The sequence below is a fragment of the Streptomyces sp. NPDC104381 genome (assembly GCF_055583745.1).
Genome location: NZ_JBVJNK010000002.1, coordinates 635446 through 657318 on the forward strand (window position 1 = coordinate 635446; position 21873 = coordinate 657318).

The following is a 21873-nucleotide window of genomic DNA, read 5'->3' on the forward strand; positions in this document are numbered from 1 at the left end:
TGAGCGTACTCACTCGCGCAGCGCCGCGAGGCGGGCCGTGAGGGCGGCCGCCCCGGCCGCGACGACGACGGCCCCCGCCGCCGGCAGCAACGGCATCCGCACGGTACCGGTCAGCGAACCGGTGACCAGGTCCGTCACCGCCGCCCTCGCGGGCGAGCCGCCGGTCACGAGGGCGAGCAGTGAGCCCAGCACGGTCGCGGCGAGCGACCAGCCGTGGCGGTGCAGGACGGGCCGGGCACAGAGCGCGCCGACCGCCGCTCCCACCAGGGCGGAGCACCCCGCCGCGAGGAGTCCGGCGAGTGCGGCGGGCAGGAGCGGCACGGCGACGGTGTGGTCGGTGCTGACCGGTTCGCCCGCCAGCAGCACAATCCCCGTCCCCGCGCCGCCCAGGGCGAGCGCGCACCCCAGGCCGGCGAGCAGCGAGGCGCAGTGGGCGCGCGACGGTCCGACGGCCGCAGCGGTGACGGTCCGGGCGGCGGGCGGCTCCTGGGTGACGCAGAGCCGTACGAGCCAGGCGGTCGCGGGGAGGAGCGCGGCGGCGGCGTAGCCGAGCGAGTCCAGCAGGGGCTGCCCCGCCTGTACGCCGATGCCGAGGACCGCGGCGTACAGGAGGAGGGGCGCGAGCCAGCGCTGGGAGCGTGCCAGCAGCGCCGCCTGATAGCGCGTCGCGGCGGCCGTGCGCCGGCCCGCGCCGGCCGGACGGGGGGCCGCCTCCGGGTACGGGCCCGCCTCCGGTGCGGGGGCCGCCGGACCCACGGGCGTCACGTCCACGGGCGTCACGTCCACGGGCGCCCCGTCCGGGACGGCGGCGGGAAGCTGTGAGAGCCCCGTGATGTGCCATGGCGGGCGGGCCGTGAGCAGCGCGTGGAGCAGGGGGTCCGAGTGCGCCGCGGTGGTCGTGAGCCGGACCGTGGCCGGGTGCCGGGCGTCCCGTTCCACCGCCGGGTCCCCCGGCAGTTCCGGCGGGAGGGCGGCGGGCGGGCGGCCCGTCGCCTCGATCCGCACGTACGGCCCGTCGTCACCGGGCGAGGCGGGCACCGGGGTGAGGGTGTGGCCCTCCAGCCGGTACGCGAGGCCGGCCGCCCCGGCGAGCCGCCCCGGGTCGTGGTCGACGAACACCACCGTGGCGCCGTCGGCGGCCCGCTCGGCGACGGCCCGGTCCAGTTCGCCGCAGGCCGCGGTGTCCAGCCCGGTCCAGGCCTCGTCCAGGACGAGGAGCTCCGGCCCGGCGAGGAGCGCCTGGGCGACGGCGACCTTCTGGCTGGTGCCCTTGGAGAGCTCCGCCAGGGGTGTACGGGCGTACCCGGCAGCCCCGAAGCGTGCCAGCCACTCCTGGCCCCGTGCGGCGGCCTCGGCCGCGGGGAGCCCGTGGACGCGCCCCATGTGGGTGAGGTAGCCGGCGGCGGTGAACGACAGGGCAGCCGGGAAGCGTTCGGGGACGTACGCCGTGCGCGGCCGGCCCGTCACGCGTCCCTCGGTCGGCGCGTCGATGCCGGCCAGCAACCGCAGGAGCGTCGACTTGCCGGCTCCGTTGGCGCCCGCGATCCGGACCAGGGTGTGCGCGGGCAGGTCCAGGTCGAGCCCGCGCAGCACCCAGGGGCCGCGCGGGCCGTACCGGCGGCCCACTCCTCGCAGGATCAACTGGCCGACGGCTTCTCCGGCTTGAGCTCACTGGGGCGTACGATCACGAAGCCCTCGCCCTGGAGCATCAGCTGGACCGCCTCGCCGGAACCGCCGCGCACCATCGAGCCGAAGCTCTGCGAGCGGTGCAGCGAGGTGGAGAGCTGGGCGCTCCAGCCGACGACGGCGTCCGTGTCGACGTACACCGGCTGCTGGGGGGTCACGGGGATCACGATGGGGTGGCCGTCGCAGATCAGGCCGAGCTTGCCGTATCCGCTGAAGACGCTGTTGAAGAGGCCGCCGCCGGTCATGCCGGCGCCCTTCACGGTCTTGATCTCGTAGGAGAGGCTCGCGTCGAAACAGAGGACGTTGCGGCCGTTGATGGTCAGGACGTCGCCCTGCTCCATCTCCACGATGAAACAGTTCGCCGCCTCGTGGGCGAACCAGGCCTCGCCCTGGCCGGTGACCGCCATCAGGGCCAGCCCCTCGCCGGTCATGGCGCGCTTGAGCATGCCGCCTATGCCCTGGCCCTTGCGCTCGAACCGGAGATCGCCCCGGAAGGCGATCATCGATCCCTGGCGTGCGTGCATCTCACCGTTGACGGCGTACTTGATGGATTTGGCGTTCTGCAGGGTCATGCCGGGGGCGGTGGCCTGCTGTGCCATGTGCTCGCTGGAAAAGAGGTCGCTCTTCATGGCGTGCATCCTCGCCCGGAGCCCTCCGTTCCGCCAAGAACGGGTGGTCGGGGCGGCCTGGCAGACTGGTGGGTGTGAGCACCGAGAGCATTCCCGAGCCCCTTCCCGCCTCGCCGGAGGCCCCGGCCGACAGCCCCTTCCGTACGGAGCCGACGGCCCGCGACGAGGCCCCGCAGTTCGTGCTGCCGCTGGTGGTGCACCTGGAGAAGACCGATCCGCCGGCGCGCACCGACGCGCTGGTGACCGCGGCCCGCGCGGTGCTCACGATCCTCTCGGACCCGCGCTCGCTCGGTGCGGACGAGGCCGGGGCGGAGGGCGAGTGGGCGCAGGTCATGCGTGACTGGCAGGACGCCCGGATCCGCAAGGTGGTGCGGCGGGCGCGCGGCGCGGAGTGGCGCAGGGCGTCCGCGCTGCCGGGGATCACGGTCACGGGTGAGCACGCGGAGGTGCGGGTCTTCCCGCCGGTGCCCCTGGACGGCTGGCCCAAGGAGCTGGCCAAGCTCCAGGTGTCGGGGACGGACCTCGACGACCCGCAGGCCCCGCCCGCGCCGGACCTGTCCGGCCCGGTGCTGTGGATGAACCCGGACGTCACCATGTCGGCGGGCAAGGCGATGGCGCAGGCCGGGCACGGCGCGCAGCTGGCCTGGTGGGAGCTGTCGGAGACGGAGCGCAAGGAGTGGCGCGAGGCGGGGTTCCCGCTCTCCGTCGCCACCCCGGACGCCGCCCGCTGGCGCGAACTGACCGCGAGCGGACTGCCGGTGGTGCGGGACGCCGGCTTCACCGAGATCGCCCCGGGGTCCTGCACGGTCGTCGCCGACCACCCGGCCCTGCGCCGCTGAGCCGCCGGAGGGGCGCCGGAGCCGCCGTTCTCCCGGCCGGCTGAACATCCCTGCGCCGATGTACGTATCTCCCGGTACTGCCGCACCGGCATTACCGCCAAGTAGGTTGAGCGGCGAGTCGGTCGGCGGTTGATTCGACGTTGTCACGCATCTGCCCGGGAGACATCTTGCTGCGACGCATCAACGGAACGGCCCTCATCATCGCCGCGCTGGTGGCCACACTCGGCGCGCTCGCCTTCCCCGTGTGGTCGTACGCCGACCGCTCGGGGACCGGCGAGGCCAATCTGAACGCGTCCAGCGTCGCCACCCAGTGGGGCCCGCTCTCCGCGACCGACCGGGACTTCCTGGTCAAGGTGCGCCTGGCGGGGCTGTGGGAGCTGCCGGCCGGCCAGCAGGCCATCGAGCGGGCGCCCAGCGAGGGGGTGAAGCTCGCGGGCGATCATCTGGTGGTCGGCCACACGGACCTGGACCGACGGGCCCGCGACGTGGCCGCCAAGCTCGGCGTGGAGCTCCCGAACCAGCCGAACGAGCAGCAGCAGGGCTGGCTCAGGGAGCTGACCGCGGCCAGTGGCCAGGAGTACGAGCAGAAGTTCGCCAACCTCCTGCGCGCCGCGCACGGCAAGGTGTTCGCGCTGATCGCGCAGGTCCGGCACACCACCCGCAACGCGCTGATCCGGCAGCTCGCCTCCGACGCCAACCAGACGGTGCTGGACCACATCACGATGCTGGAGCGTACGGGCTTCGTCGACTTCGACGGCCTGGCGCGCGAGGCGGCCGGCGCCTCGACGGCCAGCCCCTCGGGTCCGCCCATGCCGTCGGGAGGCGATGTCCCGCAGGCCCCGGTGCCGGTGACCCCGAGCGGCGACCAGTCGTTCACGTCGCGCCCGGTGCCACCGACGATGGCCCCGCTGCCTCAGCCGTAGCGTCCGTCAGTCACGGTCCCGGCGGCGCTGGACGTAGAGGCGGTTGCCCTTCGGGCCGGTCCACTCCACCCGTACGACGCCGGGCACGGCCGCGTCGGGGAGGCGCGACGGGTTGGACCAGTGGCCGAAGTTCGGGTTGCGGAAGAACGTCGCCCACAGATCGCCGTCGGCGTCCTCGAAGAAGTTGTTGTGGCCCGCGCCGACGCCGACGGTCCAGCGCTCGGAGTAGGGCCCCTCGAAGTGGTCGGAGACGGCGGCGACCGCGTCGTACTGGTACTGCACCCGGCCGGTGCCCGCCGGGTCGTAGGCCTGGCATGCGGTGCCGTCGGCGTCGACCGACGTCCGGTCCCAGGCGGCGTGGAGGAGGAAGTACTTGCCGCCGTGCTTGAAGACGTACGCGCCTTCGAGGTACGGCTCGGGCGAGTAGGGGGTCTGGCGGAACAGCGGGAGGTCCGTCGGCGTGACGATGTCCTCCATGTCGTCGCGGAACTTCGCGTACAGGTCGTTGTGGAGGACGAGCCAGGCGTCGCGGCCCTCGCTGAAGAGACTGCCGTCGATGTGGTGGTAGGCACCGGGCTCGATGAAGCTCGGCCCCCCGATGAACGACTCCCCGAAGGGCTTCTCCAGGTTCCCCTCGACGAGCCGGTACGGGCCCTCGACGCCGCCCTCGCTCACGAGCATGAACGAGCCGACCTTCCGGGAGTGGTCGCCCATGCACGCGACGATGTACCACTTCCCGCGGAAGCGGTGCAGCTCCGGGGCCCACGCCTGGCCGCGCTTGCCGAACTGCTCGTCGTGCCAGTACTCCTGCCAGGGGGCGACGACGGTGCGGCCGGGCCGGTTCTCGTCGGTGAACTCGGGCGACCAGACCTTGCCCTTCTCCGCCCCGGGCCGGATCCCGGTCGTGTCGGCCAGCTTCCAGGGCCCCTTGAGGGAACGGGCCACCCAGACGAAGATCCCGTCGTTCCAGGGGCCGGCCGCTTCGAGCCCGGGTACCCGGGTGGTGCCGGTCGCGACGTAGAGCGGACGGCCGTCCACGACGAAGCAGTTGACGTAGGTGTCGCGCATCCACACCACGCCGCGCTCCTTGTCACGGGGGCGCAGCTCCAGCGGGAGGACGAAGGAGTTGTCCTCCCGGGGCCAGAGGTCCTGCCGGATGTCGGCGCGGCCGTAGGGCTCGGGGTCGGGCCAGTTCTGCGGGTACCGCCGCTTCGCCGGGGTCCGGGCCGGGGCGGCCGGGGCGGCCGAGGCCTCGGCCGGTGCGGCGGCGACGGGGAGCGCGGCGGCCGCGCCCACTCCGGCGGCCCGGGTCAGCAGGGACCGTCGGCCCAGGGGCGGCCTGTTCTCGGTGCCGGTCATGTCGGTCACGTTCTCCTTCGTTCGTCCGGGACTGCATGCCCCCTGGCGTGTCGATCAGCATGCGAACGCCTGTTGATCTCCGTCAACAGACCATGGAATTAATCCGGAGTGTCCGGCTCGTCGGCATATCTGTGGCGCTCCGCGTTTCCGCAGGTCGGCGGGGTGCCGACGGGCCCGCACAGAGCATCACGATCGAATAACGGCGCACGTGGGGCGGGTCCGGGAACCTCAAATTCAGCTCTGAACGTCCCCCCTTCAGGGTTCACCCGCGCACGGCGGGGCCATCACCGGTGCACAGGACGGGGAGGGGACACCATGAAGCTGGGGATCGGTATCGGATGGCGGCCTGAGATCGCGGACGCCGTCGAGGCTCTGCCGGGGATCGACTGGGTCGAGGCGGTCGCGGAGAACCTCTGCGCGGACCATCTCCCCGATTCCCTGGTACGCCTCCGGGACCGCGGGGTCACGGTCGTCCCGCACGGGGTCTCCCTCGGCCTGGGCGGCGCCGACCGCCCGGACCCGGACCGTCTCGCGGGTCTGGCCGCCCGCGCCGAACTGCTGGGCACGCCCCTGGTGACCGAGCACATCGCGTTCGTACGCGCCGGGGGGCCGCTCACCGCCTCACCGGTGCTGGAGGCGGGCCACCTGCTGCCGGTGCCCCGCACCTGGGACGCCCTGGAGGCGCTGTGCGAGAACGTGCGGATCGCGCAGGACTCGCTGCCCGTCCCGCTGGCCCTGGAGAACATCGCCGCCCTGATCTCCTGGCCCCACGAGGAGCTGACCGAGGGACAGTTCCTCGCGGAGCTGGTCGAGCGCACCGGCGTACGGCTGCTGATCGATGTGGCCAATCTGCACACCAACCACGTCAACCGCGGCGAGGACCCCGCGACCGCACTCGACGAACTGCCGGTGGAGGCCATCGCGTACGTCCATGTGGCGGGCGGCGTCGAGAAGGACGGCGTCTGGCACGACACGCACGCCCACCCCGTGACCCGGCCGGTCCTGGACGTGCTGGGCGAGCTCCGCTCCCGGGTGGACCCGCCGGGCGTCCTGCTGGAGCGCGACGACGACTTCCCGCCTGCCGAGGAGCTGGCCGGTGAACTGACAGCGATCCGCGCCACCTTGGCCGCGACGGCACCCACCGCCGGGGCGGGCCGCAGCCGTCCCGTCCGGCCCCCGGAGCCGGCCGCACGGCCGGCCGGGGCCCGCGACCGGACCGCCGTGGCGCAGACCGCGCTGCTCTCCTCGCTCGTGGCCGGCACGCCCGCGCCGGACGGCTTCGACCACCGGCGCCTGCGGGTGCAGAGCCGCGCCCTGGCGGCGAAGCGGGCCGATGTCGTCGCCAAGGTGGCACCCGAGCTGCCCGGGATCCTCGGCGACGGCTACCGTCCGGCGTTCCTCGCGTACGCCAGGAACCGGCCGATGTCCGCCGGTTACCGCCGCGACGCCCTGGACTTCGCCGAGCGGCTGCTCATCGAGGGCCGGCCGGCCGACGACGCCGCCCGGCGGCGGCTGACCCGCTGGTGGCAGGAGCGCGCGGCGCCGCACCCGCCGCGACGGGGTGCCCGTCTGGTCCACGCCGCCCGTACCGCCCTTCTCGGAAAGTGATCCCGGTATGAACGCTCTCGCCCTTCTGCTGACCCTGGCCGTCGCCGTGGCCTGCGCGCTCCTGATCGTCTCGACGCACCGCGCCGGACTGCGGGGCTCCGACACCGCCGCCTATGTGCACGACCTCTACGAGGCGGCCTTCCTCGGCGGTGGCCCGGCCCGGGTCGTGGACACCGCCCTCACCCGTATGCACGCGGACGGGCGGCTGGCCGTCGGCGGTCCCGGCATCGTCGCGGTCCTGCGGGACGAGGCCCGTGACCCCGTGGAGCGTGCCGTGCTCCAGGAGCTGGCAGACGCCCCCAACGGGGCCCTGCACACCCTGCGGGAGGCGGTGATGTGCCATCCCGCGGTGCAGGAGATCGGCGACGGACTCGCGGCCCGCGGGCTGCTGATCGCACCCGGCGAGAGCCGGACCCGCCGCACCTGGGGGACGGTGCTGGGCATCTGGTGCATCGTGGGGTTCCCGCTCGCCATCGTGCTGACGATCGTGCAGTACGCCTCGCTCGACGGGGACGCGGACCTGCCGTTCCCCTTCGTCGCGAAGGTACTGCCCGCGATCGTGGCCGGAGCCGTGGTCGGTCTGGCCACCGCCGCGTCCGCCAGGGCGCGGCTCACCAAGGCGGGTCGCTGGGCCGTCGACGGACACCGGGCGGCCAACGCCCAGGTGACCGACCCCGCCCACCTGGTGGCCACCGTGGGGCTGTCCGCGCTCCCCGACCCTGAGCTCCGGGCGCAGTTGACGGCCGCCGCCCGGCAGCCGGCCGCCCGGCGCCGTTCCTCGGTGTCCTCCCTCTCATCCTCGACGGCGGCCGCGTCCGTGCCGGTGGTGTGGTGCGCCGGGGCGAGTCCCGGCGGCGGGAGCTGCGGCGGATCCAGCGGTGGGGGCGGCGACTCGGGTTCGGGGTCCTCGTGCGGTTCGGGGTCGAGCTGCGGCAGCAGCGGTTCCAGCTGCGGCGGCGGGTCGAGCTGCGGCAGCAGCGGCTCCAGTTGCGGGGGCGGCTCCAGCTGCGGCAGCAGTTCCTGAGAGGACGCGGGACGGCCGGCATAGGGATTCAGCCACCGATGACCGTCCGTAACCGTATTCAGTCCATATGGTGAACACGGCATGGCGCTTCCTTGCCGGTTTCGCATAGAACTCGGCCATGCTCTGGGTCCTGCTTCTTCTGGTCGCGTGGGGCGCGGCCGCCGTCTCCTGCATCCGGCTCTGTCTCGTCACCGCGGGTGCCGCCCACCTGCCGGCCGTCGCCGCGCGGGCACCCGTCTCCCCCGAACTCAACCTGTACGAGACGGCGTTCCTGGCGGGCGGGCCGCAACGGGTGGCCGATCTGGCGCTGGTCTCCATGCATCTGCGGCGCCGGCTGCTGCTCGCCCGCACCGGCTGGGCGACGGTCGTCGACCCGGAGGGCCGGGACGAGGTCGAGCGCACGGTGATCCGCGCGATCGGCCCGGAGGGACAGTCCCGGATAGCCCCGATACGGGCCGCGGCCTCGGCGGCCGACGCCGTACGCGCCCTCGCCGACCGTCTCGTGGCCGCCGGGCTCGCCGTACCGCACGGGACCCGTACGGACCTGGAGTCGGCGGCCCGTGCCGTGCGGGGCGCGGCGGTGCTGGTGGTGGTGCTGGCGGCGACCGCAGCGCTGATGCCCGGTCAGGAGACGGGCTACGCGGGCCCGGTGGCCGCCTGGTTCGGGCTGCCGCTCGTCCTCACGCTGGGCTGCCTGGCCATCGCGCGGGTGGAGAACCACCCGTACAGCCCGTGGGCCTCCCCGTCCGGGCAGCGCTGGCTGGACTCGCTGCCGGCCCCGGTGCGCGGCGCGGACCGCGATCTGCTGGCGGCGGTGGCGGTACGGGGCGTGGGAGCCCTGGAGGACCCGGATCTGCGGGCGGCCCTGCTGGGCGGGGCGCGGACGGCCGGCTGACCCCGCCGGGTCCGCGTCGTCGCAGCACGGAGGGCCGCCCCGTCGGGGCGGCCCTCCGTGCTGCGCTATCCAGTTGTGCGGCCCGGGACACATCGGCCTGACCGGCGAGGAGCGGCGGCCCGCGGGGAGGAATGGCTGACTCCCCCGCGGGCCACGACCGTTCGCCGGCCGTCGGCCGATGTGCGCCCGGCACCGGACCCGGTGTCGCTGGAACGACGGGCGGCGTCACACGCGCCGTTGCCCGCCAACTGATCTTCCGGGTCGGGATGACCGGAAACGCTGGCTATGCGAGTCCGGACACCAATTCTGCGACGGACTTCCTGCGTCCGGTGTAGAACGGCACCTCTTCACGGACGTGGAGTCGCGCCTCGGAGGCCCGCAGGTGACGCATGAGGTCGACGATGCGGTAGAGCTCGTCGGCCTCGAAGGCCAGCACCCACTCGTAGTCCCCGAGCGAGAAGGAGGCCACGGTGTTGGCCCGCACGTCGGGGTAGCCGCGCGCCATCTTGCCGTGGTCCGCGAGCATGCGGCGACGGTCCTCGTCGGGCAGCAGGTACCAGTCGTAGCTGCGCACGAAGGGGTACACGCTGATGTAGTCGCGCGGCGTCTCGTCGGCCAGGAAGGCCGGCACGTGCGACTTGTTGAACTCGGCGGGGCGGTGCAGCGCCATGTTCGACCAGACCGGCTCGAGAGCGCGGCCCAGCTTGGTGCGCCGGAAGAGGTTGTACGCCTCCTGGAGCTCGTCGGAGGTCTCGGCGTGCCACCAGATCATCAGATCGGCGTCGGCCCGGAGGCCGGACACGTCGTAGGTGCCACGGACCGTGATGTCCTTCGCCCCGAGCTGGTCGAACAGCTCCTGGACCTCGTCGGCGTAGCCGGCGCGGTCCACGGGAAGGACGTCCTTCAGCCTGAAGACGGACCACAGGGTGTAGCGGATGACCTCGTTGAGGTCCTTGGCCTTCTTGCCTGCGTTCGGAAGCTTTTCTGGCGCACTCATACGGCTATTGTCCCGCCTCGCTCCCGGTGCCCCGAACCCGGGTCGGCGTGTTGTCGATCTCCCCCGCGGCCGCGCCCGTCAGGTCGTGGACGATCTCGTCCGCCGCGCGGTGCGCGCTCGCGACGCAGGCCGGGATCCCGACGCCGTCGTACACCGCTCCGCAGACCCGCAGACCCGGCAGCTTGGCGACCTCCTCGCGGATCCGCGCGACCCGGGTGAGGTGGCCGACCGGGTACTGGGGCAGCCCGCCGATCCACCGGGTGACCCGGGTGTCCACGGGCCGGGCCGTCAGACCGGCCGCGGCGGTGAGGTCGCCCAGGGACGCGGCGACGAGCTCGGAGTCCTCACGGTGGAGGTGCTCCTCCTCGCCGTAGCGGCCGAGGGAGGTGCGCAGCACGAAGAGGTCGGGGGCCGCGTCGGCGACCCACCGCCACTTGTTGCTGGAGAAGGTGGCGGCCTTGATCCTGCGGCCGTCGACGGGCGGTACGAGGAAGCCGGAACGCCCCTGGAGCGCCTCGTTCCCCTCGATGTCGGAGCGCCGGAAGGCCATGGTGACCAGGGCCATCGAGGCGTACTCGACGGCGGCCAGCTCGACCGAGGCGGCCGGGCACTCGGCGGCGAGCAGGGTCGAGGCGGACCAGGCGGGGGTGGCCAGGACGAGGGCGTCGGCGGCGATCACCCGGCTGTCGGTGCGCACGTCCCAGCCCTCGGCGGTGCGGGTCAGACCGAGCACCGGGGTCTCCATGAGGATCTCGGCGCCCCCGGCCCGCACGGCGTCGGCCACGGCGTCCGGCAGGGTGCCGATGCCCCCCTCGATGCCCTGGAAGACCGGGCCGGTCAGCTGCCGGGCGGCGGCCCTCTCCTGGATGCGGAGCACGCCGTCGAGGAGCGGCCCGCCCTCCTTCACGGCCTCGAAGAGCTGGGGCACGGCGGCGCGCATCGAGATCCGGTAGGCGTCCCCGGCGTACACCCCGCCGAGCAGCGGCTCCACGAGCCGGTCGACGACCTCGCGGCCGAGCCGGTCGGCGACGTAACTGCCGACCGCGACGTCGTCGCCGACGGCGGTCGGGGTGAGGTCGCGCTCCTCGGCGATCCTGGCCAGGCCCTCGGGCGAGAGCACCCCGCTGAGCGCCGACGGGTCGCCCGGTACGCCCATCACATGGCCCTTGGGCATGGGGCGCAGGGCGTCGCGCGTCCAGACCGACGCGGTGGCGGTGGCGGGCGGCTGGAGCCGGTCGCCGAGCCCCGCCGCGGTGGCCAGCCCGACCCCTTCGGTCCGGCGCGCGAGCATCGACTCGGCGCCGAGGTCGACCTGGGTGCCCGCGATCTCGCCGGTCATCAGCTTGCCGCCGAGCCGCTCGGTCGCCTCCAGGACCGTGACCCGGAGGCCGGAGGCCAACAGCCGGTGCGCGGCGGCCAGTCCGGCGATGCCGCCGCCGATGATGACGACGTGGCCCGTACGTGTGGTGTCGCGCTGAAGAGAACGCTGCATGGGTCCACTCTCTCAAACCCGTCCCGAGTCCCGAACGTGACCGCTTCGAAACCCCTGGCAGGAAACCCGTGGACGGGTCCCGCGCGTCGAACCGGCACCATCGACGACGGCCCTGGGGGGACGCTCATGCACTTCGACCGGCACACGGACAGTCATCCACCCGCACGTACCGGCCGGCGCTCACGCGTGCCGGCGGCGGCCGGACTTCTCGTGCTGCTCCTGGCCACCGGTGCGTGCGGCGGTGCCTCCGACGGCGGCGGCGAGGGGTTCAGGTCCGCGGCCGACAGCAAGGCGGGCCCTGCGGCGGCCGGCGGCGGCGCGGAGTCCGCGCGGAAGCCCGCCGACAGCGCGTCCTCGGCGCCGGATCCCGGCTCGGCCGTCGCGGTCCACGTCATTCGCACGGCCACCCTGGCCATCGAGGTCGGGAGCGTGCCGAAGGCGGTCGCGGCGGCCCGGAGCACCGCGGAGGACGCCGGCGGTCTCGTGGCGGAGGAGACCACGGAACGGGTCGACGACACCCATGACGTGTCGCGTCTGGTCCTGCGCGTGCCGCAGGCCAGGTACGACGAGGTGCTGCGCGGCCTCACCGGGTCGGGGAAGCTGCTGTCCCGCACGTCGGACGCGAAGGACGTCACCGGGCAGGTCGTCGACGTCGAGAGCCGGATCGCGACGCAGCGGGCCAGCGTCGCACGGGTCCGCGACCTGATGGACAAGGCCGGGAAGCTCTCCGACGTGGTCGCGCTGGAGGGCGAACTCAGCAGCCGCCAGGCGGACCTGGAGTCGCTGCTCGCCCAGCAGGCGTCGCTGAAGGACCGTACGACGCTGGCGACCGTCACGCTCGAACTCAGCGAGCCGGAGGGCAGGGGCGGTGGTCCCGAGGAGGAGGGCACCGGCTTCCTCGACGCGCTGGGCGGGGGCTGGGACGCGTTCGTGACGATGCTGCGGTGGATCGCGGTGGCGGTCGGCGCCTCGGCGCCGTTCCTCGCCGCGGCGGCCCTCCTGGTGCTGCTGTGGCGGCTGTTGCGCGGCCGGCTGCCCGGGCGCCGCACGGCACCGTCCCGGCGGGTCCCCGAGGCCCCGGAGGCTCCGGAGGCCCCACCGGCCGCGTAGGAGCCGTAGCGTGGGCCCCTGACCTGTAGGTGACGGCGGAGGGACCCGGCATGGCGGCGGAGCGACTGGTGGTCGTCGGAGGCGACGCGGCGGGCATGTCCGCCGCGTCGCAGGCCCGCAGGCTGAAGGGGCCGGACGCGATGAGCGTCATCGCCTTCGAGCGGGGCGACTTCACATCGTACTCCGCCTGCGGCATCCCGTACTGGGTGAGCGGCGACGTCGAGGGCCCGGACGCCCTCGTCGCCCGTACGCCCGAGGAGCACAGGGCCCGTTCGATCGATCTGCGCACCCGCACCGAGGTGACGGAGATCGACGTCGCCGGGCACCGGGTGCGGGCGCTGGACCGCGACAGCGGCGAGACGTACTGGACGGGCTACGACAAGCTGGTGATCGCCACGGGCGCGCGTCCGGTGCGCCCCGGCCTGCCCGGGATCGACGCCCCGGGCGTGCACGGCGTACAGACCCTGGGTGACGGCCAGGCGCTCCTGGAGTCGCTGGAACGGGCCCCGGGGCGCCGGGCGGTCGTCGTCGGCGCGGGCTACATCGGCGTCGAGATGGCCGAGGCGATGCTGAAGCGCGGCTTCGAGGTCACGGTGCTCAACCGGGGCGAGCAGCCGATGGCGACGCTCGACCCGGACATGGGGCGACTGGTCCACGAGGCGATGGACGGGCTGGGCATCACCACCGTCAACGGGGCCGAGGTCACCCGGATCGACACCGGCGACGACGGCCGGGTCACGGGGGTCGTCACCGAGGGGGGCACCTACCCGGCGGACGTCGTCGTGCTCGGTATCGGCGTCGAGCCGGAGACGGGTCTGGCCCGCGAGGCCGGGCTGCCGCTGGGGCCGCACGGCGGCTTGCTGACGGACCTGTCGATGCGGGTCGAGGGGCACGACGACATCTGGGCGGGCGGTGACTGCGTGGAGGTCCTGGACCTCGTCGCCGGCCGCACCCGGCACATCGCGCTGGGCACCCACGCCAACAAGCACGGCCAGATCATCGGGTCCAACGTCGGCGGCGGCTACGGCACGTTTCCCGGCGTGGTCGGTACGGCGGTGAGCAAGGTCTGCGACCTGGAGATCGCCAGGACCGGGCTGCGCGAGAAGGACGCCCGCGCGGTCGGCCTGCGCTACGTCACGGCGACGATCGAGTCGACGGGCCGCGCGGGCTACTACCCGGGGGCGAGGCCGATGACGGTGAAGATGCTCGCGGAGTACCGGACGGGCCGGCTCCTGGGGGTGCAGATCGTCGGCCGCGAGGGGGCGGCGAAGCGCGTGGACGTCGCGGCGGTGGCGCTCACCGCCGGGATGACGGTGGAGGCCATGACGGCCCTCGACCTGGGCTACGCCCCGCCGTTCTCCCCGGTCTGGGACCCGGTCCTGGTCGCCGCCCGCAAGGCCGTGTCGGCGGTGCGGGCGGCGGGGAGCAGCTGACCGGCGGGAGCTAGCGCGCGGTCTGCCGGTGGACGTACTCCACCAGGCGCGTCAGCGCGTCCGGGTCGGTGGACGGCATGACGCCGTGGCCGAGGTTGAAGATGTGGCCGTCCAGACCGGCGGCGGCGTCGAGCACCTCGCGGGTCTTGGCCTCCACCGCCTCGGTCGGCGCGAACAGCACCGCCGGGTCGAGGTTGCCCTGGAGCGCCTTGCCGGGCCCGACCCGGCGGGCGCCCTCGTCCATCGGGACGCGCCAGTCCACGCCGACGACGTCCGCGCCGGCCTCGCCCATCAGGCCGAGCAGCTCGCCGGTGCCGACGCCGAAGTGGATGCGGGGGACGCCGTACGACGCCACCGCGTCGAAGACCTTCGCGGAGGCGGGCATCACGGAACGGCGGTAGTCGGCGGGGGCCAGGGCGCCGACCCAGGAGTCGAAGAGCTGCACCGCGGAGGCGCCGGCCTCGATCTGGACCTTCAGGAAGGCGCCGGTGATCTCCGCGAGCCGGTCGAGCAGGTCGGCCCAGAGCTCCGGATCGCCGTACATCATGGCCTTGGTGCGCTCGTGGTTGCGGGACGGGCCGCCCTCCACGAGATAGCTCGCCAGGGTGAACGGCGCACCGGCGAAGCCGATCAGCGGCGTGGCCCCGAGCTCGGCGGTCAGCATCTCGATGGCCTGGGTGACGTACGGGACGTCCTCGGGCGTGAGGTCGCGCAGCCGGGCCAGGTCGGCGCGGGTACGGATCGGCTCGGCGATCACCGGGCCGATGCCGGGCTTGATGTCGAGGTCGATGCCGATGGCCTTGAGGGGGACGACGATGTCGCTGAAGTAGATCGCGGCGTCGACCTTGTGGCGGCGCACGGGCTGCATCGTGATCTCGGTGACCAGCTCCGGCATCATGCACGAGTCCAGCATCGCGATGCCCTCGCGGACCTTCAGGTACTCGGGCAGCGAGCGCCCCGCCTGACGCATGAACCAGACCGGGGTGTGGGGCACCGGTTCACGGCGGCAGGCCTTGAGGAAGGCCGATTCATGGGTGGCGGGGGACGTCCGCAGGCCCGAGGACGGGCCCTCCCCTGTTCGGACGGAGCTGCGCTCTTGGGGAAGGTCGTTGGCACTCACGCACAGAATCTTCGCACGGAGCGGCAACGAGCCGGACGTCGCATGGGTGTCCCTCCCTGCACGGCGCTCCGGTTCCGCCTACTCTTCCCCGCATGGCTCCGGCTCAGGGACAATTTTCCGATCATTCCGATGGCACTGACAGCGAGGAGGGTGCGGACGGCGACGCCGTCCCGCCCGCGTTCCGGGCGGCGGTCGACGCGTTGCGCTCCGCCCGCCTGCGCCCCGAACTGGAGGTCGAGCCCACCCGGCCGCCGCAGCGGCTGGCCCCGCACGCGTATGCGCTGGAGGCCGCCGTCGTGGAGGGCGAGGACGATCTCGCCGACGGCCGCCTGGTCCTCCTGCACGATCCGGCCGGGCACGACACCTGGCAGGGCACGTTCCGTCTGGTGACGCTCGTACGGGCCGAACTGGAACCGGAGATGGCGGCCGACCCGCTGCTGCCCGAGGTGTGCTGGACCTGGCTCACGGGTGCGCTGGACGCCCGGGGGCTTTCGTACGGGGAGGCCGGGGGGACGGTGACGCGCGCCGGTTCGCACTACTTCGGCGCCCTCTCCGCGCGCCGGCCGGCGACGCAGATCGAGATCCGGGCCTCGTGGACGCCGCGTGAGGGGCGCGGCGGGGTGCCCGACACCGCCGGCCATCTCGTCGCCTGGGGCGATCTGCTCTGCCAGCTGGCCGGACTGCCGCCGTCGGGGACGGCCGACGCCGCGGTGGTGAGCCTGCCCCAGCGGCGGGGGCCCCAGGTCTCATAACGCTGCGTCATCTTCGGGGAGAGCCGGTCGCACAGGGACCGGCTCTCTTTTCGTACAATCGATCGCGCGTCCTATTTGCCCGAATTGTTACTCACTAAATCGTGATCTTCCTCTAAAGGAGGACGCACCTGCTGCCGAAGAGGTCAATGACCCTTCAAGCACGGTTCGCCCCGGCTTCATCCCCGAGCCGGCCCGTCCCGCCACTCCCCAGGAGGCCTGGTGTCCGTTCTCCTCGAGCAGCCCGCAAGCCTGGTCGCCTACCGCCCGAACAAGCCGACGGCCATGGTCGTCGTGGCCGACCCGCGCGTCCGTTCCACCGTCACCCGCCATCTGTGGGCACTCGGAGTTCGTGACGTCATCGAGGCGTCGTCCATCGCGGAGGCCCGCCCCCGCGTCGGCAACCCGCGCGACATCTGCGTTGCCGACGTCCACCTGCCCGACGGTTCCGGGCTGACCCTGCTGTCCGAGACCCGAGCCGCCGGCTGGCCGAACGGCCTCGCCCTCTCCGCCGCCGATGACATCGGCGCGGTGCGCAACGCCCTCGCGGGCGGCGTGAAGGGCTACGTCGTCACCGGCACCCGTACCAACATCGGCCACCCCACCCGCCCCGGCGTCGCCCCCATCGGAGCGAACGCCGCCCGAATGCACCGCAGGCCTCCCGGTTCCCCGAGCCACCCGGGCGGCTACCGCGAACTCTCCGGCCGTGAGGTGGAGGTGCTCCGCCTGGTCGCCGAAGGCCAGTCCAACAAGGCCATCGGCGTCTCGATGGGCCTCTCCGCCCTCACCGTCAAGAGCCACCTCGCCCGCATCGCCCGCAAGCTCGGCACCGGAGACCGCGCCGGAATGGTCGCCGTAGCCCTGCGTACCGGCATCATCCACTGATCCCCCCACCCCGCCGGCACCTGCGCGGATGCGTATCCGGCCGGTTTACGTGCATGGCCGCCCGTCGACGGAACGTTCCGTCGACGGGCGACGCACATACACAGATACCCTTGGCATGTGACCGACGCCCAAGAGACCGCAGCAGACACCTCACTGCGAACCACCGGGGGCGCTCCCCCGGACGACGTCGCCCCGGCGCCGATCCCCTTGCTCGAACCGCGCGAGGGCATCCCCCCGGTGGTGGCGACCGACGACGCGCTGGCCGGGGTGGTCGCGGCCTTCGCCGCGGGCACCGGCCCGGTGGCCGTCGACGCCGAGCGCGCCTCGGGGTACCGCTACGGGCAGCGCGCCTATCTCGTGCAGCTGCGCCGCGAGGGCGCGGGGAGCGCACTGGTCGACCCGGTCGGCTGTCCCGACCTGTCCGCGCTCGGCCAGGCCCTCACCGGAGCCGAGTGGATCCTGCACGCGGCCACCCAGGACCTGCCCTGCCTGCGCGACATAGGCATGACCCCGACCTCGCTCTTCGACACGGAGCTCGCCGGACGGCTGGCGGGATTCCCGCGCGTGGGCCTGGGCGCCATAGTGGAGAACGTCCTCGGCTACGCCCTGGAGAAGGGCCACTCCGCGGTCGACTGGTCCACCCGCCCCCTGCCCGACCCGTGGCTGCGCTACGCCGCGCTCGACGTCGAGCTGCTGGTGGATCTGCGCGACGCCCTGGAGGAGGAGCTGGACCGGCAGGGCAAGCTGGAGTGGGCGCTGGAGGAGTTCGACGCCATCGCCTCCGCCCCGCCCGCTCCCCCGCGCAAGGACCCGTGGCGCCGGACCTCCGGCATGCACAAGGTGCGCCGCCGCCGTCAGATCGCGGTCGTACGGGAGCTGTGGACCGCCCGTGACCAGGTGGCGCAGCGCCGGGACATCTCGCCGGGCAAGGTGCTCGGCGACGCGGCGATCATCGAGGCGGCGCTGGCGCTCCCGGCGAACGTACAGGCGCTCACCGCGCTGCCCGGCTTCGGCCACCGCATGGGGCGCCGTCAGCTGGAGCAGTGGCAGGCGGCCGTCGACCGGGCCAAGGGGCTGCCCGAGTCGGAGCTGCCGCAGCCCGGCCAGCAGCCGGCGGGCCCTCCGCCGCCCCGCTCGTGGGCGGACAAGGACCCGGCCGCGGCGGCCCGGCTCTCGGCGGCCCGTACGGCCGTGTCGGAGCTCGCCGAGCGGCTGCACATGCCCCAGGAGAACCTGATCACCCCGGACACCGTGCGCCGGGTCTGCTGGGAGCCGCCGAAGGTCCTGACCCCGGGCGCGGTCGAGACCGCGCTGGCCGGGCACGGCGCGCGCCGCTGGCAGATCCAGCAGGTCGGTCCGCTGCTGCTGCGGGCGCTGGACACGAGCGTCTGACCTCCGACGACACGCGTACGCCCCCTGCCGGATCGGTGGGGGGCGTACGCGTGTCGGGGCGGGGCACCGGGCCGGTCCGTCGACGAGGATCGAATTCGCGCCAGTTGTCCGCCCTTCCCGGGCCACCCGTCGCGTCCCCTGCGCGTGTGACGTTCGCCGCTCCGGTGGTGGGGGGTGGGCAGTCCGGTTACCCGCAAGTAGCATGAGGGTCGTGGCGTGCCGATGCGTGCGCCCGCAGCAGTGCCACCCCGCACCCTGGAGGAGAGCCACCGTGCCTCGTACCATCCGGGACGTCGTCTTCGTCGACGGCGTCCGCACCCCGTTCGGCAAAGCGGGCCCGAAGGGCATCTACCACGAGACCCGCGCCGACGATCTCGTCGTGAAGGCCATCCGGGAGCTGCTGCGCCGCAACCCGGACCTGGACCCCGCGAAGATCGACGAGGTCGCCATCGCCGCGACCACGCAGATCGGCGACCAGGGCCTCACGCTCGGCCGCACCGCCGGAATCCTGGCCGGTCTGCCGCAGTCCGTCCCCGGTTACTCGATCGACCGCATGTGTGCGGGTGCCCTGACCGCCGTCACCTCGACGGCCGGCTCCATCGCCTTCGGCGCGTACGACGTCGTCATCGCCGGCGGTGTCGAGCACATGGGCCGCCACCCGATGGGCGAGAGCGTGGACCCGAACCCGCGCCTCGTCTCGGAGAAGCTGGTCGACGAGTCCGCCCTCTTCATGGGCATGACCGCGGAGAACCTGCACGACAGGTACCCCTCGATCACCAAGCAGCGCGCCGACGAGTACGCGGTCCGTTCGCAGGAGAAGGCCGCCAAGGCGTACGCCAACGGCAAGATCCAGCAGGACCTGGTACCGGTCTCCGTACGCCGCACCAACGCCGAGGCGGGCGAGACGGGCTGGGGCCTGGTCACCGCCGACGAGCCGATGCGGCCGGGCACCACCCTGGAGTCGCTGGCCGGTCTGAAGACCCCGTTCCGCGCCCACGGCCGCGTGACGGCCGGTAACGCCGCGGGTCTCAACGACGGCGCCACCGCCTCGCTGCTCGCCTCCGAGGAGACGGCCCGCGAGCTGGGCCTCCCGGTCAAGATGCGTCTCGTGTCGTACGCCTTCGCGGGTGTCGAGCCGGAGGTCATGGGCTACGGCCCGATCCCGGCGACGGAGAAGGCGCTGGCCAAGGCCGGTCTCTCCATCGACGACATCGGTCTCTTCGAGATCAACGAGGCATTCGCCGTGCAGGTGCTCGCCTTCCTGGAGCACTACGGCATCGCCGACGACGACCAGCGCGTCAACCAGTACGGCGGCGCGATCGCCTACGGCCACCCGCTCGCCTCGTCCGGCGTCCGCCTGATGACTCAGCTGGCCCGCCAGTTCGAGGAGCAGCCGGAGGTCCGCTACGGCCTGACGACCATGTGCGTCGGCTTCGGCATGGGCGCGACGGTCGTCTGGGAGAACCCGAACTTCAACGGAGGCAACAAGTGAGCTCCACCACTGAGCTTCTGAAGGGCGCGGCCGAGCTGTTCCCCGGCGAGGTCGTCACCCAGGCGCACGTACGCCACCTCGACCTGCCCGGCGGCGCGGGGCGCTTCGCGCTCATCACGCTGGACAACGGCTTCGACCACACCAAGCCGACCACCATCGGCCCGCAGTCGCTGGCGAACCTGAACGCCGCCGTCGACCAGGTCGAGAAGGAGGCGGCCGAGGGCACGATCGTCGGCGTCGGTGTCACCGGCAAGCCGTTCATCTTCGCGGTCGGCGCCGACCTCAAGGGTGTCGAGCTCCTCAAGGACCACAAGGACGCGCTGGCCATCGGCAAGGGCGGCCACGACGTCTTCCGCCGTCTCTCCGGCCTCGCGGTCCCCACGTTCGCGTACTACAACGGCGCGGCCATGGGCGGCGGTGTGGAGATCGGTCTGCACTGCTCCTACCGCACCGTCTCCAGCGCGCTGCCGGCGTTCTCGCTGCCCGAGGTCTTCCTCGGCCTGGTCCCCGGCTGGGGCGGCTGCGCGCTGCTCCCCAACCTGATCGGCGCGGACCGCGCGGTCTCGGTGATCATCGAGAACTCGCTGAACCAGAACCGCCAGCTCAAGGGCAAGCAGGTCTTCGAGCTCGGGATCGCCGACGCGATCTTCGAGGGCGCGGACTTCCTGGAGCAGTCCCTGATCTGGACCGCGTCCGTCCTCAAGGGCGAGATCGCGGTGGAGCGTCCCGAGGTCGACCGCGGTGACGCCTGGGACCAGGCCGTCGCCCGCGGCAAGGCCATCGCCGACTCCAAGGTGCACGGGGCGGCCCCGGCCGCGTACCGCGCGCTGGAGATCATCGCCGCGGCGAAGAGCGGCGACCTGTCCGCCGGCTTCGACGCCGAGGACCAGGCCCTCGCGGACCTGATCATGGGTGGCGAGCTGCGCTCCGGGATCTACTCCTTCAACCTGGTCCAGAAGCGCGCCAAGCGCCCGGCCGGTGCCCCGGACAAGTCCCTGGCCCGTCCGGTCACCAAGGTCGGCGTGGTGGGCGCGGGCCTGATGGCCTCGCAGCTGGCGCTGCTGTTCCTGCGCCGCCTGGAGGTCCCGGTCGTCCTCACGGACATCGACCAGGAGCGCGTCGACAAGGGCGTGGGCTACGTCCAGGCCGAGATCGAGAAGCTGCTCGGCAAGGGCCGCATCAACCAGGACAAGGCCAACCGCCTGAAGGCCCTGGTCTCCGGTGTGCTGGACAAGGCGGAGGGCTTCTCCGACGCCGACTTCATCATCGAGGCCGTCTTCGAGGAGATCGGCGTCAAGCAGCAGGTGTTCGCGGAGGTCGAGGCGGTCGCCCCGGCGCACGCGATCCTCGCCACCAACACCTCGTCCCTCTCGGTCACCGAGATGGCGTCGAAGCTGAAGAACCCCGAGCGGGTCGTCGGCTTCCACTTCTTCAACCCGGTCGCGATCCTCCCGCTCCTGGAGATCGTCCGCGGCGAGCAGACCGACGACGCCTCCCTGGCCACGGCCTTCGGTGTCGCCCGCAAGCTGAAGAAGACCGCGGTGCTCGTGAAGGACGCCCCGGCGTTCGTCGTGAACCGCATCCTCACCCGCTTCATGGGCGAGATCCAGAACATCATCGACGAGGGCACCCCGGTCGGGACGGCGGAGAAGGCCATCGAGCCGCTCGGCCTGCCGATGTCCCCGCTGGTGCTGCTGGAGCTGGTCGGCCCGGCCATCGGCCTGCACGTCTCCGAGACCCTGAACCGCGCGTTCCCGGACCGCTTCACGGTCTCCGAGAACCTCGCGGCGGTCGTCAAGGCCGGCAAGCGCGGCTTCTACGTCTACGACTCGGGCGCGCCGGTCCTCGACCCCGAGGTCGCAGCCCTCCTCAAGCAGGGCGACTCCGTCCTGACGGAGGACCAGGTCCGCGACCGCGTCCTGGACGCGGTGGCCCAGGAGATCGGCCTGATGCTGGCCGAGGGTGTCGTCGCGGAGCCGCAGGACATCGACCTCTGCCTGATCACCGGTGCGGGCTGGCCCTTCCACCTGGGCGGCATCACGCCGTACCTGGACCGTGAGGGCGTCTCGCAGCGGGTGAACGGCAAGCCGTTCCTGGCGCAGGGCGTGGCGAGCGTCCCGGCGTAACACCGCCGCAGTCCTCTTCACCGAATCTGCGCAACCAGCGGAGAGCGGGCCGTACGGATCACCGTACGGCCCGCTTTCGTGTGTACGGAAATGCCAGCTACGTAGCCGAATCGG

Annotated in this window: 18 protein-coding genes; 12 read left to right on the plus strand and 6 right to left on the minus strand. The window is 73.0% G+C overall.

Features of this window, described 5'->3' with window-relative positions; all coding sequences use genetic code 11:
• Positions 1–9: 9 nt before the first annotated feature.
• Positions 10–1626, minus strand: a complete 1617-nt coding sequence (locus ACZ607_RS07860; RefSeq protein WP_469732849.1) for an ATP-binding cassette domain-containing protein — start codon at positions 1624–1626, stop codon at positions 10–12.
• Positions 1627–1637: 11 nt separating this feature from the next.
• Entirely contained in the window at positions 1638–2315 is a 678-nt protein-coding gene (locus tag ACZ607_RS07865) for an AIM24 family protein (protein ID WP_469732851.1), read from the minus strand.
• A gap of 74 nt (positions 2316–2389) precedes the next feature.
• On the opposite strand from ACZ607_RS07865, the gene ACZ607_RS07870 reads away from it, so the two are divergent.
• Together ACZ607_RS07870 and ACZ607_RS07875 are read left to right on the plus strand one after the other, a co-directional pair.
• Positions 2390–3154 carry a peptidyl-tRNA hydrolase gene (locus ACZ607_RS07870; RefSeq protein WP_469732853.1) on the plus strand — a complete coding sequence of 255 codons (765 nt, stop codon included), beginning with the start codon at positions 2390–2392 and terminating at the stop codon, positions 3152–3154.
• Positions 3155–3324: 170 nt separating this feature from the next.
• Entirely contained in the window at positions 3325–4077 is a 753-nt protein-coding gene (locus ACZ607_RS07875; protein ID WP_469733424.1) for a DUF4142 domain-containing protein, read from the plus strand.
• A 6-nt stretch (positions 4078–4083) separates the two neighbouring features.
• Here the strand turns inward: ACZ607_RS07875 and ACZ607_RS07880 are convergent, their stop codons facing one another.
• On the minus strand, positions 4084–5436 hold the full coding sequence (locus ACZ607_RS07880; protein WP_469733426.1) for a family 43 glycosylhydrolase: 1353 nt from the start codon (positions 5434–5436) through the stop codon (positions 4084–4086).
• A 315-nt stretch (positions 5437–5751) separates the two neighbouring features.
• Between ACZ607_RS07880 and ACZ607_RS07885 the strand changes: the two genes are divergently transcribed.
• The 3 genes from ACZ607_RS07885 (at position 5752) to ACZ607_RS07895 (ending at position 8963) form a co-directional block, all read left to right on the plus strand.
• Positions 5752–7044 (plus strand): MbnB/TglH/ChrH family RiPP precursor modification enzyme, encoded by a 1293-nt coding sequence (locus ACZ607_RS07885; RefSeq protein ID WP_469732855.1) that lies wholly within the window; start codon positions 5752–5754, stop codon positions 7042–7044.
• Positions 7045–7051: 7 nt separating this feature from the next.
• The gene (locus tag ACZ607_RS07890; RefSeq protein ID WP_469732856.1) at positions 7052–8068 is read left to right on the plus strand and encodes a TIGR04222 domain-containing membrane protein; all 1017 of its coding nucleotides are present in this window, start codon (positions 7052–7054) and stop codon (positions 8066–8068) included.
• A 118-nt stretch (positions 8069–8186) separates the two neighbouring features.
• The gene (locus ACZ607_RS07895) at positions 8187–8963 is read left to right on the plus strand and encodes a TIGR04222 domain-containing membrane protein (RefSeq protein ID WP_469732859.1); all 777 of its coding nucleotides are present in this window, start codon (positions 8187–8189) and stop codon (positions 8961–8963) included.
• Between the two features lie 283 nt (positions 8964–9246).
• Here the strand turns inward: ACZ607_RS07895 and hemQ are convergent, their stop codons facing one another.
• Positions 9247–9960 (minus strand): hydrogen peroxide-dependent heme synthase, encoded by a 714-nt coding sequence (gene hemQ, locus ACZ607_RS07900; RefSeq protein ID WP_469732861.1) that lies wholly within the window; start codon positions 9958–9960, stop codon positions 9247–9249.
• A gap of 4 nt (positions 9961–9964) precedes the next feature.
• Entirely contained in the window at positions 9965–11452 is a 1488-nt protein-coding gene (gene hemG / locus ACZ607_RS07905; protein WP_469732862.1) for a protoporphyrinogen oxidase, read from the minus strand.
• A 126-nt stretch (positions 11453–11578) separates the two neighbouring features.
• Between hemG and ACZ607_RS07910 the strand changes: the two genes are divergently transcribed.
• A complete protein-coding gene (locus tag ACZ607_RS07910; RefSeq protein ID WP_469732864.1) occupies positions 11579–12562 on the plus strand; it encodes a DUF4349 domain-containing protein in 984 nt (327 codons plus the stop codon).
• Positions 12563–12612: 50 nt separating this feature from the next.
• The gene (locus tag ACZ607_RS07915; protein WP_469732866.1) at positions 12613–13995 is read left to right on the plus strand and encodes an FAD-dependent oxidoreductase; all 1383 of its coding nucleotides are present in this window, start codon (positions 12613–12615) and stop codon (positions 13993–13995) included.
• Positions 13996–14005: 10 nt separating this feature from the next.
• On the opposite strand, the gene hemE is transcribed toward ACZ607_RS07915, so the two are convergent.
• Positions 14006–15115: a uroporphyrinogen decarboxylase gene (gene hemE / locus ACZ607_RS07920; protein ID WP_469732867.1), complete on the minus strand. Its 1110-nt coding sequence runs from the start codon at positions 15113–15115 to the stop codon at positions 14006–14008.
• 92 nt (positions 15116–15207) lie between these two features.
• Between hemE and ACZ607_RS07925 the strand changes: the two genes are divergently transcribed.
• The 5 genes from ACZ607_RS07925 to ACZ607_RS07945 all read left to right on the plus strand — a co-directional run bounded on the left by ACZ607_RS07925 (position 15208) and on the right by ACZ607_RS07945 (position 21759).
• The gene (locus ACZ607_RS07925) at positions 15208–15867 is read left to right on the plus strand and encodes a DUF3000 domain-containing protein (protein WP_469732868.1); all 660 of its coding nucleotides are present in this window, start codon (positions 15208–15210) and stop codon (positions 15865–15867) included.
• Positions 15868–16086: 219 nt separating this feature from the next.
• A complete protein-coding gene (locus ACZ607_RS07930; RefSeq protein WP_033300087.1) occupies positions 16087–16749 on the plus strand; it encodes a helix-turn-helix transcriptional regulator in 663 nt (220 codons plus the stop codon).
• A gap of 117 nt (positions 16750–16866) precedes the next feature.
• A complete protein-coding gene (locus tag ACZ607_RS07935) occupies positions 16867–18141 on the plus strand; it encodes an HRDC domain-containing protein (protein ID WP_469732870.1) in 1275 nt (424 codons plus the stop codon).
• Between the two features lie 271 nt (positions 18142–18412).
• Complete coding sequence (locus ACZ607_RS07940; RefSeq protein WP_362938973.1) at positions 18413–19633, plus strand: thiolase family protein; 1221 nt, start codon at positions 18413–18415, stop codon at positions 19631–19633.
• Positions 19630–21759 (plus strand): 3-hydroxyacyl-CoA dehydrogenase NAD-binding domain-containing protein, encoded by a 2130-nt coding sequence (locus tag ACZ607_RS07945; RefSeq protein WP_469732873.1) that lies wholly within the window; start codon positions 19630–19632, stop codon positions 21757–21759. Before ACZ607_RS07940 ends, ACZ607_RS07945 begins: the two co-directional genes overlap by 4 nt.
• Positions 21760–21873 lie beyond the last annotated feature (114 nt).